This window comes from Flavobacteriales bacterium, from assembly GCA_026129465.1.
Taxonomy (GTDB): domain Bacteria; phylum Bacteroidota; class Bacteroidia; order Flavobacteriales_F; family PHOS-HE28; genus PHOS-HE28.
Genome location: JAHCIA010000001.1, coordinates 3,422,568 through 3,437,727 on the forward strand (window position 1 = coordinate 3,422,568; position 15,160 = coordinate 3,437,727).

14 protein-coding genes are annotated in these 15,160 nt (G+C 62.4%); 10 read left to right on the forward strand and 4 right to left on the reverse strand.

From position 1 onward, the window contains the following. Window positions 1-10: 10 nt before the first annotated feature. From KIT10_14535 to KIT10_14550, 4 genes are all read right to left on the reverse strand, one after another. Window positions 11-2,818: a DUF935 family protein gene (locus tag KIT10_14535; protein ID MCW5900478.1), complete on the reverse strand. Its 2,808-nt coding sequence runs from the start codon at window positions 2,816-2,818 to the stop codon at window positions 11-13. Between the two features lie 133 nt (window positions 2,819-2,951). Next, window positions 2,952-3,455, reverse strand: a complete 504-nt coding sequence (locus KIT10_14540) for a DUF1320 family protein (GenBank protein MCW5900479.1) — start codon at window positions 3,453-3,455, stop codon at window positions 2,952-2,954. A gap of 3 nt (window positions 3,456-3,458) precedes the next feature. Continuing rightward, window positions 3,459-5,000: a hypothetical protein gene (locus tag KIT10_14545; GenBank protein ID MCW5900480.1), complete on the reverse strand. Its 1,542-nt coding sequence runs from the start codon at window positions 4,998-5,000 to the stop codon at window positions 3,459-3,461. Beyond that, on the reverse strand, window positions 4,997-5,473 hold the full coding sequence (locus tag KIT10_14550; GenBank protein MCW5900481.1) for a DUF1804 family protein: 477 nt from the start codon (window positions 5,471-5,473) through the stop codon (window positions 4,997-4,999). The genes KIT10_14545 and KIT10_14550 overlap by 4 nt, the downstream gene beginning before the upstream one ends. A 124-nt stretch (window positions 5,474-5,597) precedes the next feature. On the opposite strand from KIT10_14550, the gene KIT10_14555 reads away from it, so the two are divergent. The 10 genes from KIT10_14555 (at window position 5,598) to KIT10_14600 (ending at window position 15,045) form a co-directional block, all read left to right on the forward strand. Beyond that, entirely contained in the window at window positions 5,598-6,689 is a 1,092-nt protein-coding gene (locus KIT10_14555; GenBank protein MCW5900482.1) for an ATP-dependent Clp protease proteolytic subunit, read from the forward strand. Window positions 6,690-6,746: 57 nt separating this feature from the next. Continuing rightward, window positions 6,747-7,796 (forward strand): hypothetical protein, encoded by a 1,050-nt coding sequence (locus KIT10_14560; protein ID MCW5900483.1) that lies wholly within the window; start codon window positions 6,747-6,749, stop codon window positions 7,794-7,796. A 43-nt stretch (window positions 7,797-7,839) separates the two neighbouring features. Beyond that, entirely contained in the window at window positions 7,840-9,132 is a 1,293-nt protein-coding gene (locus KIT10_14565) for a CHAP domain-containing protein (protein MCW5900484.1), read from the forward strand. Beyond that, window positions 9,132-9,638 (forward strand): hypothetical protein, encoded by a 507-nt coding sequence (locus KIT10_14570; protein MCW5900485.1) that lies wholly within the window; start codon window positions 9,132-9,134, stop codon window positions 9,636-9,638. Before KIT10_14565 ends, KIT10_14570 begins: the two co-directional genes overlap by 1 nt. Next, window positions 9,638-10,030, forward strand: coding sequence for a hypothetical protein (locus tag KIT10_14575; GenBank protein ID MCW5900486.1), 393 nt, complete (start codon window positions 9,638-9,640; stop codon window positions 10,028-10,030). Before KIT10_14570 ends, KIT10_14575 begins: the two co-directional genes overlap by 1 nt. 34 nt (window positions 10,031-10,064) lie before the next feature. Then, window positions 10,065-11,342 carry a hypothetical protein gene (locus tag KIT10_14580; protein MCW5900487.1) on the forward strand — a complete coding sequence of 426 codons (1,278 nt, stop codon included), beginning with the start codon at window positions 10,065-10,067 and terminating at the stop codon, window positions 11,340-11,342. Between the two features lie 3 nt (window positions 11,343-11,345). After that, window positions 11,346-11,774, forward strand: coding sequence for a hypothetical protein (locus KIT10_14585; protein ID MCW5900488.1), 429 nt, complete (start codon window positions 11,346-11,348; stop codon window positions 11,772-11,774). Window positions 11,775-11,810: 36 nt separating this feature from the next. Beyond that, entirely contained in the window at window positions 11,811-12,161 is a 351-nt protein-coding gene (locus tag KIT10_14590) for a hypothetical protein (GenBank protein MCW5900489.1), read from the forward strand. A 176-nt stretch (window positions 12,162-12,337) separates the two neighbouring features. Further along, on the forward strand, window positions 12,338-14,389 hold the full coding sequence (locus KIT10_14595) for a tape measure protein (protein ID MCW5900490.1): 2,052 nt from the start codon (window positions 12,338-12,340) through the stop codon (window positions 14,387-14,389). A 92-nt stretch (window positions 14,390-14,481) separates the two neighbouring features. Further along, window positions 14,482-15,045, forward strand: coding sequence for a hypothetical protein (locus KIT10_14600; GenBank protein ID MCW5900491.1), 564 nt, complete (start codon window positions 14,482-14,484; stop codon window positions 15,043-15,045). The last annotated feature ends 115 nt before the right edge of the window (window positions 15,046-15,160 follow it).

Genomic DNA, 15,160 nt, shown 5'->3' on the forward strand with positions numbered 1-15,160 from the left:
GTCAAGAACATCATCGGGCGTTCTTCTTTACCAGGTTGCCCATGCGATGCCTGCCGATTGTCTTGGCATCGGCCTCGTACCACGTCACCACGCGCATGGATGGCTCGGAACGGGCCTGTAATATCGCCCGTGCCTCCACCACGATGGTCTTTCCCTCGTAGTACCTGATGTACTTGTAATGAGCGGCCCCAGGGGTGTCCCTTTTCGATGAGCCGAGCAACCAGACCTCATCGGGCTGCTTCAGTACGTCAGGTATGGCGTGGGCCAGACCATAGCGCTTCTCTTGCTCATACCTCTGTTCAAATCCCTTGTGTCCGGGGTCGGTGTGCTTGCGGTAGGCGTCTCGCGAGAAGGACCAAGGTCTGCCTACGTGGTCATGGAAGGTGGTCTTGCTCTGCTGCGGCGTGGGGAACAACAGCGCTTCGGCCTCTTCGCGCGATAGCGCACCTTGTGGCATGCCAGGCAGTTCGCGGCTCATGATATCCGCGTAGCGCTGTTTGCGCCACAAGCGGCCATAGTTCTCCTTGATGCCCATGGCCTGGTCCAGCTTGCCCGTGTTGTAAGAGGCGTTCAGCTTGAACACCTCTCCCAGCTGTGACCTGTTCACGGCGAAGCCGCTGCTCTTCATGACCGCATACTCCTTGGGGTCAATGAACTCCTGTGCGCTGTGTTTGTCCTTGGGTAGCGCCTCAGTGCCGTCATCGATCGGCGTCACGTAGCAGCGGCAGCGCCAGCCGTTCGGCGGGTAGATCTCCCTCCAGATGCTGTCGTTGTGATGGAAGACCTTGTTGTTGAGGCGGGCGTGAGCTTCGCGCACCCGGCCGTCCTCCATGGTCTCATAACGCCAGAATGGGAGGGCATCGGCGCGCTCCTTCATGCTGTAGTAACGGCTGGCCTGCATTCCGCTATTCACAGCGTTGGCATACTCTGTGGCTCGGTATGCCTCGAATTTGCCGAACTTCTTACTCTCCACCACGCGGCGCTTGAAGTCGGCGAAGCCCTTTGAGGATCGAGCGATCTCGTTCATTTCCCGTGCCATGTACTCTGTCTTCAGGCCCGAGAACTGGTATATGTTGGCCTCCATAACGGTATGGGCCACTGTGTCAATGGCCTCGGGGTTCACAGGTGCATTCGGCCAGCCTCTGTCGAATGCGCTCTTGAGTGCCTCAGCAGTATGGTTGAAGTAGTGCTGGGAGAACAAACCGCCACTGTCTTCGATCTCGCGAAGAACGGCGTCTGCTTCCTCTTCGGTGAGCGGCACCAGCCCGCCCTCGGCGGTGATGTCCATATCCCGGCTCCCACCGCACACCCCACAGCTTCCAAGGCTCTTGCGCGGCCACTGCGCTGTGATGCCATCGCCGTCTTCATCCTCATCCTCCTCCCCGCCTTCCTCGGCTTCGCCCTTCTTCTTCCCGCTCTGCTTGCCGTTGCCTTTGGGCGGGGTGTCCGTGGGTGGCGGGTCGGCCTGCTTCATGCCTTCCAGCATTTGGTCGATGCGCTCCTCGGGCACCTTGGGAAAGGCCACGCGAATGAGCGGCCGCGCAACGGCTGCGGGAATCTCGCCAGTGGACACCTTGGTCATGAGGTCCAGCAGGCTGGCCACTTGTGCGCCGTTCATGGCCGTGTCCTGGATGCTCAGACCATCCGGCGATACAACAGGGTCGGCGGGGTCTCCACCTGGCCCGATCTCCCCAGGCATACGGCGTGCCCCCAGGATCTTGATGCCGGTGCGCTCCTCCACGTGCTTGGGGTCGATGTCGAACACCACGCCGAGCTTGGCGACTGCTTCCACTGTTTCCATGGCACTCATGTCGCGCAGCTCGTCCCACTGGAAGCGGATGCCCTTCAGCGGGTAGCCCAAGGCGACCAGGCGCGGAAGTAGTTCCTGGTTGATCACATAGAGTGCGGCTGTCTTGTCCGCCTGGTGCCGGTCCTCGGCCACGCCCTGGAGCACCTTCATGGATCCGTAGGTGCCGCTGGCGTCCTTGTTGTCGGTGGTGCCATCCTGCCCCAGCACGCGCTTGCTGATCTCGGAGTTCATCCTGGAGATCAGGTCGTCGAACACCTTGTGCGGGTCGCCACCAGGCGTGGGGCTGATGCCGAACTCCTCGTCGCCCTGGATCACTGCGTAGGCACTGCTCAGCATGTTCTGCATCACCTCCTCCAGCTGGCGCACGCGCCGGGCATCGCGGGCTGCTGTCTTCACCCAGCGGCTGGGGATGCCGTAGGTGCCCACGAATGCGCTCCAGCTTCCCACGGCATACTTCTTCACGATGGCCACCGGTGCCACGCGCTCCAGCAGGCCAAGGTCATCGGGCCTGCCCACTTCGATCAGGTAGCTGCGCAGAGGCTCCTCACGGAACTTGTAGCCGGTCTCTTCGCCCATGCGCCTGGCCACCACGCCGTGGAAGGGCAGCACGTTGCGCGGATCGATCCGGTTCACCGTTCGCAGGTCTCCGGGCTTGGGCAGCTCGCCCAGCTCGATGAGGGTGTGGCCCACGAACTCGGCCTCCACCACGTAGCGTAGGAAGTCCTCGAACCATTGTGCCTCCAGGAAGGTGAGCAGCTCCGGCTTGGCCTTGCCGTCCGGCCCCACCAGCTTGAACTTCGATCGTTGCACCCGCAGCACTCGTGTCTCCAGCACGCTGCCAAGGTGGGCGTCCTTCACCAGGCTGTCGTAGAGGTCCATCAAGCGGCTGCGGTCGGTCCGGTGTACGTTCTTGGCCATGTTCACCGCCACCTCCCAGTCGCGCATGTCCACGCTGCGGTGGGGCATGTTCCAGCGCTCCAGATCGGGCATGCGATCGCTCTGCTTCATGGCCAGGGGGAGGGCCGTTCCGGAAAAAGCCGCTCTAAGGCGCTCAAACAGGTTCGGACGGGGTGATGTACCAGCGAGGCGCATATCGTGCAAGTTCAATGGAGTTAAACGGGTTCTAGGGGCCTTCTTGGGCCTAGAAGTGGTGGCCCTTGGGTATCCATGCGCCACCTACGCGGGGTATACCGGCGTCCAGGGAGGGGTCCTCCACTGCTGGAAAGTCCGGTACCTCCTTGCCGGCTGCCACCCTGTCCAGCCAGGCCAGGGTCTCGTCATGGTCGTCCTTCACCGTCTCGGGTATCTTCCTGGGGTTGATGCGCCGGTACAGCAGGTACACGAAGATGTTGAGCACGTGCAGGATCACCAGCGGGTGGCGGTCGTCGTCCTCGGCAGCGAACAGTGCATCGTCGTTGAAACGGTTGTGCAACGCACTCCGCACCTTGGCGATCGCCATGCTCTCGCAGCTCAGCTCCACGGTCTCGCTGGTGGCCAGCGCTGCGGCATTTGCGGCCACGGCCTCGGCATCGTTCTCATCCGGCTCAGGCGCACCAGGATCCCAGTCGCGCAGGTCGTTCCGGTGTTCATCGCGGATGCGGCTGTTCACATCGGCGGCTGTCAGGAAGGCGTATTCGATGGCCATGGCTTACCAGATGTTCTTGGGGCGTGGTCGTGGAGCAACTACCGGGTCCGCCCATTCCCGGCTCACTACTTCGCGGCTGAGCACGCTGATGGCTTGCTCGTCCGCATCGGGTGCATCGTCGTGGCCGCTGTAGCCTGGTTCGATCCCTTTCAGTTGGGCCAGGGCCACCATGCTGTCGCTGTCGCCCTTCAGGCGATCGCTGTAAACCACGCGGCCGTTCTGGTAGTACGGGTGCAGGCTAAGAATGCGGTCGTACTTGTTGGCCTTGCTGCGTTCGGCCCGGCTGATGAGCAGCTGGTGCCGCTCCTCCTTGCACACGTCGGCAAGGGTGCGCTCAAGCTCGTCGTTCCAGAACTGCGCCTCGTACTGCCAGCGCACGGTAACACTGGCAGGCAGGTTGCGGTCGTAGTCCACCATCCAGCGTACAGCAGCGGCCATCTTGCTCTGCTTGCAGAAGGTGGCCAGCAACCAGTAGCGGTTATCCTTGCTTAGGCCCCACACGCGCACGGCGTTGTAGTCTGCGGTGCTCGTACCAGCGTAGGCCACATCCCAGTGGCCTACGACATGCTCAAAGTGATCGATGCGCGGTGGCTTCTCGAAACTGAAGAGGTCGTCGGTGAAGATGCTCCCTTCCACGTGCGGCTCGTGCAGGTACTCAGCGCGTACGGCCAGGGTGCCGTTCTTGCGCTCCATGTCGCGCCAGTACGCATCATCGAAACCGTACTTCTCTGGCCATGCAGCCAAATAGGTGACGGGATCGTACGCCTTCACCTCGTTGCACACCCAGTCCTTGTGCCGCTCCAGCAGCCGGGTCTGTATCATGTCCGGCGCGAATCGGTTGTTCGCGATCACCAAGCGCTGAACGGGGCCGTCCATGGTACCGAGCACATCGGTCTCCACCCAGTGTACCATCTCGGCCAGGCGCTTGGGGTTTTTGCATAGCTGGCGGGTCTCGCAGTCGTCCAGCACGATGTAGGTTGGACGCAGCGCGCGCTTGCGCAGGCCGCGCACACTTTGGCCCATGCCCAAGGCAACGCCGGTGAACCCTCCCTTGGTGGTGAAGGAGCCGTCCTGCCAGCTGCCGCTCATCTGCTGATCACCGCAGTCGTGGATCAGCCGTGGGTTGGCCTCGAACTCTGCCTGCACGTCGCTCAGCAGGGTCTTGGCGCGGTCGTGGCTGCTGCCCACGATCACCAGGTACATGGGCTCGCCACGGAACCACAACCAAAGGGGTGTGATCACATCAGCCCATACGCTCTTCGCGTGGGCGCGTGCCCAGCGGAGCACGATGCGGATGTCCTTTGTGCGCAGTATGCGCCGTGCGGCTTCATCCTGGAAGGCGGCACACTTGCTGCTGGCGTAGTGTTTCAGGTAGGTCTCGGCGAAGACCACGGGGTCTGCTTTGGCCTCGGCGATGCGCAACTCCTTTTCAACGGCCGTTTCATGCGCTTTGAATCCAGCGCTGTTGCGCAGGATCTCCAGCTTGCGCCGGTACCCGGCCAGTAGCCGTTCCTCGGCCTTGCGGTTCCTGGCCTTCTTGCTCATGCGTGGATACGTGCTACCTCATCGAGCAGCAGGCTTTGGAACTCCACCAGCTTCACGTGCGCGGCGGGGTCGTACTTCTGAAGTTCGCCGAACACCCACTCCATGATGCGCAGCCTGGCGCTGAGCGTGATGTCGTTCTCGGCGCGCACGATCTCCAGCGTCTTCGCCGTCTTTGCCAGCGCATCCACCAGGCGGGCCTTCTCCTTGGCCCCGCCCATGGCCAGGGCAAGGTCCTTGTCGCGCTCCATGTTGGTGAGCTGTTCGCTGTAGGTCTGGATCAGGCCACGCAGCGCATTCTCCACGTTCTTGCTGCTGGTGAGGTGTGCGGTGCGCAGGTCCTCCCAGTTGCCTTTGGTGGCCCAATCGCCCACGGTCTTCTCGCGCACTCCCAGCTTTTCGGCGATCTCCTTGCGCGTGATGCCCTGCTCCACGAAGTAGATGCGCGCGATGTTGCGTTCCTGGTCCTTGGCCATGCTGCGAAGGTGGTCCCGTAGGGGTTCGCGCGCGCGCAATTTCTCCCATGGTGCGGGGCACCAACCCCGCACCATGGGAACTTTTGTTGGTGGCGGAGGATCGCGGCCCGCATGTTTGCGGCCGATGATCAAGCGCCCGCTGCATATCACCGCCAAGCGCAACGGCAAGCGTGCCGATGTGCGCATCGAGGGCGTGATCGCGAGCTACACACGGGCGAACGCCCGCGACTTCGAGGCCAGCATCGACGCGCTGGTGGCCAGTGGCGTGGCCGATGGCCATGTTTACATCGATAGCGAGGGGGGCAGCGTACTTGAGGCCAAGCGCATCCTGGGTGCGCTGCGCAAGCTCACGGGCCGGATCACGGGCGAGGGAGGTCCTGCTGTGATGAGCGCTGCCACGTACATCGGCCTGCACCTGGACGAGTTCCGTGTGCAGAGTACGACTTCGTACATGATTCACAAGCCCAAGGCGATGGTGGACGGCGACGAGGACGAGGTGGAGAAAGACCTGAAGGGCCTGCGCGATGTGACCAAGGAATATCGCGCGGCTTACGCGAAGAAGACGGGGAAGAGCGAGGAAGATATCGAGGCACTTTGGAGCAAGGGCAACCGCTGGTACACCGGCGAGGAGGCTGTTGCCGAAGGCTTCGTGGATGGCCTGGTCGAAGACGAGGGAGAAGAGATCAATGAGGAAGCCGTTGCGCGCATCGCCGCATGTGGCTGTCCCGCCAATAAGTTACCCAAAGCCAGTTCGGCCAAAACCAAGACCACAACGATGGACATCAACCTGCTGCGTGCCACGCTGGGCATGCCCGAGACCGCAACCGAGGCTGAGGTCCTCGCCCGTCTGAATGCGCTGAAGGCCAGCGAGGCCAAGGCGAAGGCCGATGCCATCGCCCGCCGCACCCAGGAGGTGAAGAGCATCCTGGACAAGGCCGTTGCCGAGAAGCGCATGACCGAGGCGCACCGCGCCAGCTACGAGGCCAAGTTCGCCGCAGACTTCGATGCCACCAAGGCCGAAGTGGAGGCCCTGGTGGCCGCGCCCAATGTGGCCAGGGAGACCGGAGCCGATGGCGGTAGTGCCGCTGTGGCCAAGGGGCGCGAGAACTGGACCTACGCCGAGTGGATGGAGAAGGACGAGAAGGGCCTGAACGCCATGCGCAAGGACAACCCCGAGGCCTTCGAGGCGCTCTGGAAGGCGCAGTACGGCAAGTGAGTGGGGTGAACGAACACAGGACCAAGAGCAGAAAACAAGGCCAAGCCCGATATCAACATGAAGCACTTCATCAACTTCTTCACCGCGCTGTTTCTGTGCCTGTTCATGGCCGCAGCCGTAAGCCACATCACCGGCGCGGACCTCGGCACCGCCTTCGTTGGCTGCCTGGCCGGGTCGGCCATGCTATCGCTTGTGCCCATGCCGCAGGGCGTGGCCAATGCGGTGGCGCTCTTGCAGCTGTGGGAGTCGGCCATCATCAATCCGTTCGATGCGGACAGCCGCTTCCTGGATGGCGTACAGGAGAAGAACCAGTACGTGAACAAGAACATCATCAACCTCACCGAGATCGGTGCGGACCCCGACGTGCTGGTGAACAACACGGTGTATCCCATTCCCAGCGATCAGCGCACGGACAACAACATTCCGCTGGCACTGAACAAGTATGAGACGACGAACACCACCATCACCGATGATGAGCTGTACGCGATCCCGTACGACAAGCCCGGCAGCGTGGTGAGCCGCCACCGCATCAGGCTGAACACCTTCTTCCTGGCGCACGCGGCCTACAATCTGTGCATCCAGGAGGACACGGCCACCACGCCCCTGCTGCGCACCACCGGCCCCGATGATGGCACCGGCCGCCGCAGGCTGCTCCCCGCCGACCTGATCCGGTTGCAGCTGGCCATGGACCAGATCGACGCCCCGGATGATGAGGGTGAGCGCCGCCTGATCCTGAACGCGCAGCACTGCGCCGACCTGCTGATCGCGGACCTGAGCTTCGCCCAGCAGTTCCACAACGCCAAGAAGGGCCTTATCAGCGAGAACTACTACGGGTTCCGCACCTACAAGTACACGAAGAACCCGCTGATCACGGCCGCTGGCCAGCGGAAGGCCTTCGGCTCGGCAGCAGTGTCCGGAGACCAGAAGGCGACGGTGGCCTTCCTGACGAGCCGCAGCTTCAAGGCGAGCGGTACCATGAAGTTCTACTACCGCGACGCGGCCACGAACCCCGAGATGCGGGAGAGCAACGCCGGTTACCGCTGGCATGCCATCGCCCTGCCGCTGAAGAACACGGGCTTTGCGGCCATCGCCAGCGCCAACATCTGAGCCTGAACGAACAGAGGTAGCACACCTGCAATAGCACACTTAGATGCGTGAATTGAAGCGATACAAGGAAGAGCTGGCCGTGATCGGCCTGCTCTCCTTGGTGCTCCTTGCCGTGAGGTGGGTGAGCGCCACCGTCTGGCCCACCACCGGCCAGTACGACCTGGCTGCGGAGACGGAGACCGTGTTCTGGGTGGGCCTCCGCCTGGTGATCTATACGTTGCTCACCTGGGTGGGCCTGCGCGTGGTGGCGCCACGGGCCTACAACTGGCTCAAACACGAGATCGTGGACCGCTTCGATGACCTCACCAGCGAGCAGAAGACGAGCTACAGCATGCGCATGTACGCCATCCTGTTCTTTGGCCTTATGCTGCTGGCCCTGGGTGGTTGCGCCAGCGCAGCCACGTGCGATGCCCGCACCTGTGTGGTGGAGAGCGCCAGCGCCGATGTGGGTGTGCGCGAGCTCACCGGCAAGAACGACGGCCCCGAGGTGGAACGCTACCTGGCCCACGTGGGCCTTGGCAAGGGCTACCCATGGTGCGCTGCATTCGTATCGTATCATCTTTCCACGTGCGGGGTACCCAATCCCCTGAGTGCATGGAGCCCTGCCTACGCTACTGCCGCGAAGCAGGTGTGGACGCCCCGTAAGGCGTCCCGCTCACCCCTCCCTGGTGACGTGTTCTCACTCTACTATTCGAACCTGAAGCGGGTAGGACATGTGGGCTTCGTTCAGGCCCTGGAGGGCAGGTACATAACCACCGTGGAGGGGAATACGAACGGCCCAGGAAGCCGCGAAGGCGACGGGGTGTATTCACGCAAGCGCGAACTCTCGAAAGTCCATGCCATTACCAGTTACATACCGGACGCGCCTGCTGCTGCTGGCCGTTCTGCTTCTGGCGCTGTTCGCGCTGGGCGCATGCAAGACGCCAAAGAGCATACAGCACACCGTGGTGCAGCGCGACAGCGTGGTGGTCTACTGGCTGCCCAGAGACACGGTGATCACCGTGCCGAGGGACAGCGTAGTGCTGCATGTGCATTTGCCACCACCTGGTCAGAACTTGCCGCCGGTGCAAGTGACCGCAGGCAATGCCACGGCCGAGCTGTCCATCCTGGAAGGCCTGGCCAAGGTGCGATGCCTGTTCGACAGCTTGGCCCTGGAGGTGAGGCTGTGGGAGCGGTGGCAGAGGGAGAGCTCCTATCACCAGGATCACCGGGTGGAAGTGATCGTGGAGACACGGACGCCCAAGTGGGCGTGGTGGACGCTGGCCTTGGCCTTACTGCTCACGTTGTGGCGCCTTTGGCCGCTGCTGAAACGATCGATCAAACCCCTTTGACCTGATGACGGCAGCGCAAGGCGCGGCGGCCTACTTCGCCGAGAATCCGGAGGTGGACAGCGTGCTGGCCACCAGCGATGGCAATGTGTGGCCGCTGGCCCAGCTGAGCCTGGCCACTCACCACGCCACGCGCAACAGCCTGGCGGCGCCTGGCACCGTGGATCGCGAGGACCTGGAGGAGGAGATCGCCGTGGCTGAGCTGATCCTGATGGCCATGGGCAGCCGCACAGACGCGAGCAAGGGCGTGACCAAGGTGGCCGTGCCTGTAGAGCCGGTGCAGCCCCCAACCTATGAACAGGCTCGCGCCGAACTAGCCACCGCACTGGGCATCGCCGCACTGACCGACCTGGACGAGAGGTACACGGAGGATGGTGTGGTGCTGCTCGCGATCGATGCGGTGATCGCCACCTGGTACCGCAGCGGCATGACCGTGGCCGCATGGGCCGCGCAGAGCAAGGCCGTGCGAGAAGCCGCCGTCGCGGCGGAGTTCCCTGACTTCATCACCCTGTAATGATCACCATGCACATCTCAAAGATCCATCTGGCCGCAGCCCTTGCTGTTTTCGCACAGTACGCAGATGCACAGGAAGTGTACGTGACCGATGATGGCAATGTGTGGCTGCCCGGTGCCAAGCACCTGGCGTACACCCATGCCAAGGCCAACAAGCTGCCAGCACCGACGCGCGTAGAGCGCAAGCATGCAGATGTGGTGGATGGTCTGCGGCAACTGCTGAAGGGCACCGACAAGGCCGCCGCCGACAAGGCTGCTGCCGACAAGGCCGCCGCCGACAAGGCTGCTGCTGACAAGGCTGCTGCCGACAAGGCCGCCGCCGACAAGGCTGCTGCTGACAAGGCTGCTGCCGACAAGGCCGCCGCCAACAAGGCTGGCAAAAAGGGCAAGTAACACCGCGCTCGAACGCGCATTGAACGACCGATAAATGAGCTTTCGCGGCCCAGAGATATTCAAGCTGAACGGCGGCCTCGGCCAGACCGCGCCCAGCGATCGCAACGTGTTCGGCTTGATCGTGGCCAATGGCTACGAAGTGAGCGACACCTTCGAGTTCGGCCAGGTCTACAGGCTCACCAGCATCGAGGATGCCGAAGCCCTTGGCCTGAGTCCAGCCTCCGACGCCAACAACGCCGATGACACCACGGCGCTCATTTGGTACAACATCGACGAGTGGTTCCGCACCAACCCGGACGGCACGCTCTACGTGTTCAACGGAGAGGAGGTGGCCACCGCCAACCTCTTCGCGGCCAACGGTCCGGCGAACGCCCTGCTGTCGGCCTCCGAGAATGGCATCCGTGGCCTGGGAATCATCTTCGGCTTCGACCCCGAACCAGCAGAGCCATACACCATCACCGGCGGCTTCGCGGATTTCGTTACCCAGGCCCGCAGCGCGGCGCAGACCTGGGTGGAGGCCCGCGCTACCGAGCACATCTACATTGATGTGGTGGTGATCGAGGGCGCCTTCGCCGCACCGGTGCTGGTGGACCAGAAGACGGCCGATGCGCCGCAGGTACATATCACGGTGGCCTGCGATCATGGCTACCTGGATGAATACGACGAAGCCTTTCTGCGTACCGCCTCGGTGGGCACCGCCCTGGCCGCCATCGGTGTGCGCATGCTGAGCGAGAGCATGGGCAGCGTGGTGCTTGAGCGATATCCGAGCGCCGCACGCGGTCGAGCCAACTACAGCCTGGTGGACACCCGCCGTGGCCGATGGATGAAGCCTGGCCTGAGCAGCGGCGTGCTGGTGGCCGACACCACGCAGAGCTACCGCGATGAGCTGACCGACAAGGCGTATGGCTACGCGGGCAGCTACGAGAGCTATCCAGGCGTGTACTTCAACGCCGACCCCACCTGCACGCTGGTCACGGACGACTTCAATACCATCCACATCAACCGGGTGTGGAACGAGAGCGCCCGGATGGTGCGCCGCGCGCTGATCCCCAAGATGAACAGCCGGGTGCGCATCGACTCGACCACCGGGCGCATCGCACCGGCCACCATCGCCGATTGGGATGCAGCGGCAAAGCGCCAGCTGGACACCCTGCTCGCCGAGGGCGAGATCAGCGACTACACGTTCAGCTTGGACCCCGAGCAGGATGTGATCGCCCAAGGCAAGGTGAAGACGCGGCTGCGCATCGTGCCGCAGGGCATCGCCAAGGAGATCGAGGGCGAGATCGGATTCACGAACCCAGCACAAGCCTAAGCCATGGCAGAGATCATCAACAACTTCGGGAAGGTCGCCGGTTGGAACAGCCAGCAGGCCGTGCTGTTCGGCCGCAAGCTGGTGGGCATCAGCAAGATCATGTACAAGGACACCAGCGAGGTGGAATCCGTGTACGGAGCTGGTAAGTACCCCATTGGTATTGGTGACGGCAACTACAGCGCCGAATGTGCCTTTACCATCAGCGATGAGGAGATGCGTGGCATCCTGTCCTCCTTGCCCCCCGGCCAGCGCATCCAGGACATTCCGCCATTCGATTGGCCGGTGCTCACCATCCGCAATGGCCGCGTGACCAAGGACGTGATCCGCAACGTGCAGTTCAAGGGCATCGGCAAGGAGGTCTCGCAGAACGACAAGAGCATCAACTACGAGACCGACACCCACTGCTCGCACATCGACTGGAACGTGCAGTAATCCACGCCAAGGCACCCATTCAAAACCCACCCCGCAATGGATACGAAGAAAGAGGAGAAGCGCCTGCCTGATGGCGTGACGCAAGAGCAGATGAACCAGCTTGCCCGCCAGCATGGACAGGTGTTTCCTGTGCGCGTGAAGAAGGATGGCAAGCAGTTCTGCGGCCTGTTCCGCAAGCCCAAGCTGAGCGACATGAGCGCTGCTGCTGCGGTGGGCATGAACGACCCCCTTGCCGCTGGCGACCTGGTGTACAACAGCTGCAAGCTGGCCGCCGACCCCGAGATGGACAGCGACGATGAGGTACATCTGGCTGCGGTGAAGTCGGTGCAATCGCTCTTTCGCGTGCTCGAGGCAGAGGTGGGGGAAGCGTTCGGCGTCGGCGTATAAGCACCGACCACGACGCCGACCAACTGCGAAAGGGGCGCGCCCTGGTGCGAAGCGAGTTCTGCCTTGACCCGGACACCCTCTCGGATAGTGAGTTCATAGACCGGTGGATAGAAGCCGACTGGCTGCTGCACCACAAGGCCGAGCTGCTCGGTAAGCGGCTTGGCCTGATCAAGTAAATGGCCGACCGCGTCGTCATAGACATAGGAATCCTCCAGGGGGTCTTCGGCGACCTCGCCAAGCTGCAAGAGCAGATCGGCGGCATCGCCCCGGCTGTGGCTGGTGTAGATAGGGCTGCCGGGCAGGCATTCGGCAATTTCGGCCAGCACGCCGCCGGAGCACAAGGGGCCATGTCTGGTTTGGAGCAGGGTGTTGACCTGGGTATGCGCAATATGGTAGCCGACATCATGGCACCATTGGCCAAGACGCATGAGCTGGAGAGCAAGCTGCGCAGCCTGGGTGAGCGGGTCCGGACCAGCAGGAGCGTTGGTGAGATCGTGAAGCTGAAGAAGGAGATCGCCGCCACACAGAAGGAGCTCGACGGCGTGGATACCGGCGCGATGGAGAGGAAGGTAGGCGGCGGGGTTGCTCGAATGCGCAACATGTTCAAGGGGCTGGCGTCACCCATTGCCGGAGTCTTTGCCGTTGGCGCGGTGACCAAGTTCGGCGGCGAGGTTTTCAAGGTGGCGGCCAAGAATCAGTATTTCGAGAGCTCTCTGATGGCGATCACGCACAGCATGGAGAAGGTCCATGAAATACAGCGTGACGTGGCAGAGTTCAGCAAGCGCGCCACCGTGCTTGATACCGAGGAGATCATGGGCGTGGCCAAGCAGTTCGCCCTCCAGTTCGATCACAAGGATATCATCCACCGTATGGATGCCATCGGTCAGGCTGCTGCGGCCGTGGGCGCCGATTTCGCAAGTGTCTCCGACCTCTACTCCAAGATCGCCGGAGGACGAAAGGTCACCTCGAATGAAGTAGACGCTATGGTGAGTGCAGGCCTTCCGATGTGGAAGGCGCTGTCTGACGCGACCGGCAAGACGGACGCCCAGGTGCGAGAGATGGTGAAGAAGGGTGAGGTAGGTTTCAAGCAGTGGGCCGCCGCATTCAATGTGATGGGCGGAGAGAGCGGATACTTCGCGGGCAAGTGGGACCAGGTGGCGCAGACGTTGGATGGCAAGCTCGGTACACTGAGGAGCAGCTTCCGGGAATTCCAGAGCCGCATAGGAGAGCTGGCGGCGCCGTTGTTCTTCAAGGGGATCGACATGATGAGCAGGGGCTTGGATATCCTGAGACGAGGATTCGAGTGGGTCGTGTCGAACGGCGACACGATCAAGGATGTCCTTTACGGCATCGCCGTTGGTACGGCGGCTTACACAGCGCTGCTTCTGTACAACAATGCGGCTTTGATCTACAACAGTGCGCTACAGGCCATGGCTGCGGTGAAGACTGCCGCTCTGGCTGCATGGACAGCGCTCACGACTGGCTCCGTGGCTGGCGCCACTGCCGCGCAGTGGAGTTGGAATGCCGCCTTGACCGCCAATCCGATAGGCGCGGTGATCATGCTCGTAGTGGCTCTCGTTGGTGCGGTCATCTACGCCTGGAACAACTTCGAGGAGTTCCGAGGATTTCTCTATGGCCTATGGGCAAGCGTGAAGGAGACCTTCTCGGGCATGTGGGATATCATTAGCGGCCTGTTCAAGGGCATGGTGGAGGTGGCCCGCACGGCGGCGCATGTGCTGGACGCCGTGTTCTCGAATCCATTCAAGGATGGTTATCTGGACGGCATCAAGAGCGCGGTGGGAGAGCATGTCAACGCCATCGCATCCTTGGTGAGCGAGGTGGCCGACGTGCCCAATGCCCTGGCCGATGTGGCCAATCGCAGTGCCGTTGCGGCCGTGAAGGGATTTCAGGAGGGAGTGGCCGCACTCCACGAAGACAACCGCGATCCGCTCAGTTCGCCAGGACTCGACGCAACGCACGCAGGGCATGGCCAAGACCTTGGGGCGTCGGGCCTGGTCGGTGGTCCGAGCGGGCCTGGCTCTTCCGCCGGGGATGGCGTTACGGTAGGCGACAGAGGCGGCAGCGGCCGCACTATCAACGTGGACATCAAGATGACCAACAACTTCAACCTGCCCAAGGACGGCAACATGGGTGCGCGCGAGGCCGCTGAGCGCATCGTTGGAGACCTGACGCGCAAGTTCAACGACTGGCAATTCGCCGCTGGATAATGGATCGCCTTCCGTTCACAGAGCCACGATTCTCCGTGCCTACAGCGCTGGCGCAGCTATATGGCATCCTGCGCCCTGTTGCCTTCCCGGGCATGTCAGAGTTGGCCGAGCGCGAGGTGCCTGATGTGACGTTCTCGGGCATTCAGGTGTTGGGCGATGACGAGGTGCGCCAGGTGAGTTCACTGGGTACGCCCATCTGGCACCCGATCACCCTGCGTGGCGGCTTGTACAAGCGATACGCAACGAGCGGCAGCGTCGAGGAGGTCCAGCTTGCGGCGCTGCGACTGCCTATCAGCAGCATCAGCGAGATGAGCATGACGAAGGTGATCACCAAGACGCAGGTGAGCGCCAGCGGGGCCACAGTGAAGGAGGTGTACAGCAATGGCGATTGGGAGATCAGACTCAGTGGCATACTGCTGGACGAGCGGTCGCAACCGAATGGTGCATCCTCTGTCGAGACCATGGAGGAGCGCATGCTGGAATTCGCCGAGCTGGCCGATAGTATCGGCGTGGACAGCGACATCTACAACCGCCGAGGCATAGACCGGCTGGTGATACGATCGGTCTCATTCACACAGATACCAGGCAGGCCGCGCATGATCGGGTACCAGATGCAGTGCGAGAGCGATGCACCTCTTGAACTGCTGATACGATGATGGAACACCACGCATCCGATAGTCCCTGGGCAACGATACTGCTGAGCATGGCAGCAGGCATTGTGAGCTGGCTGGCCGACCCACTGCTGTGGCGAGCTCTCGCGGTTGCTGCTGC

Excerpts from the sequence above, each read along its gene's own strand:
- KIT10_14560 (MCW5900483.1), top strand. The coding sequence starts at position 6,747 with ATGAAGCACTTCATCAACTTCTTCACCGCGCTGTTTCTGTGCCTGTTC.
- KIT10_14550 (MCW5900481.1), bottom strand. The coding sequence starts at position 5,473 with ATGGCCAAGGACCAGGAACGCAACATCGCGCGCATCTACTTCGTGGAG.
- KIT10_14545 (MCW5900480.1), bottom strand. The coding sequence starts at position 5,000 with ATGAGCAAGAAGGCCAGGAACCGCAAGGCCGAGGAACGGCTACTGGCC.
- KIT10_14535 (MCW5900478.1), bottom strand. The coding sequence starts at position 2,818 with ATGAAGCAGAGCGATCGCATGCCCGATCTGGAGCGCTGGAACATGCCC.
- KIT10_14600 (MCW5900491.1), top strand. The coding sequence starts at position 14,482 with ATGTCAGAGTTGGCCGAGCGCGAGGTGCCTGATGTGACGTTCTCGGGC.
- KIT10_14555 (MCW5900482.1), top strand. The coding sequence starts at position 5,598 with ATGATCAAGCGCCCGCTGCATATCACCGCCAAGCGCAACGGCAAGCGT.
- KIT10_14585 (MCW5900488.1), top strand. The coding sequence starts at position 11,346 with ATGGCAGAGATCATCAACAACTTCGGGAAGGTCGCCGGTTGGAACAGC.
- KIT10_14580 (MCW5900487.1), top strand. The coding sequence starts at position 10,065 with ATGAGCTTTCGCGGCCCAGAGATATTCAAGCTGAACGGCGGCCTCGGC.
- KIT10_14565 (MCW5900484.1), top strand. The coding sequence starts at position 7,840 with ATGCGTGAATTGAAGCGATACAAGGAAGAGCTGGCCGTGATCGGCCTG.
- KIT10_14595 (MCW5900490.1), top strand. The coding sequence starts at position 12,338 with ATGGCCGACCGCGTCGTCATAGACATAGGAATCCTCCAGGGGGTCTTC.
- KIT10_14540 (MCW5900479.1), bottom strand. The coding sequence starts at position 3,455 with ATGGCCATCGAATACGCCTTCCTGACAGCCGCCGATGTGAACAGCCGC.
- KIT10_14590 (MCW5900489.1), top strand. The coding sequence starts at position 11,811 with ATGGATACGAAGAAAGAGGAGAAGCGCCTGCCTGATGGCGTGACGCAA.
- KIT10_14575 (MCW5900486.1), top strand. The coding sequence starts at position 9,638 with ATGATCACCATGCACATCTCAAAGATCCATCTGGCCGCAGCCCTTGCT.
- KIT10_14570 (MCW5900485.1), top strand. The coding sequence starts at position 9,132 with ATGACGGCAGCGCAAGGCGCGGCGGCCTACTTCGCCGAGAATCCGGAG.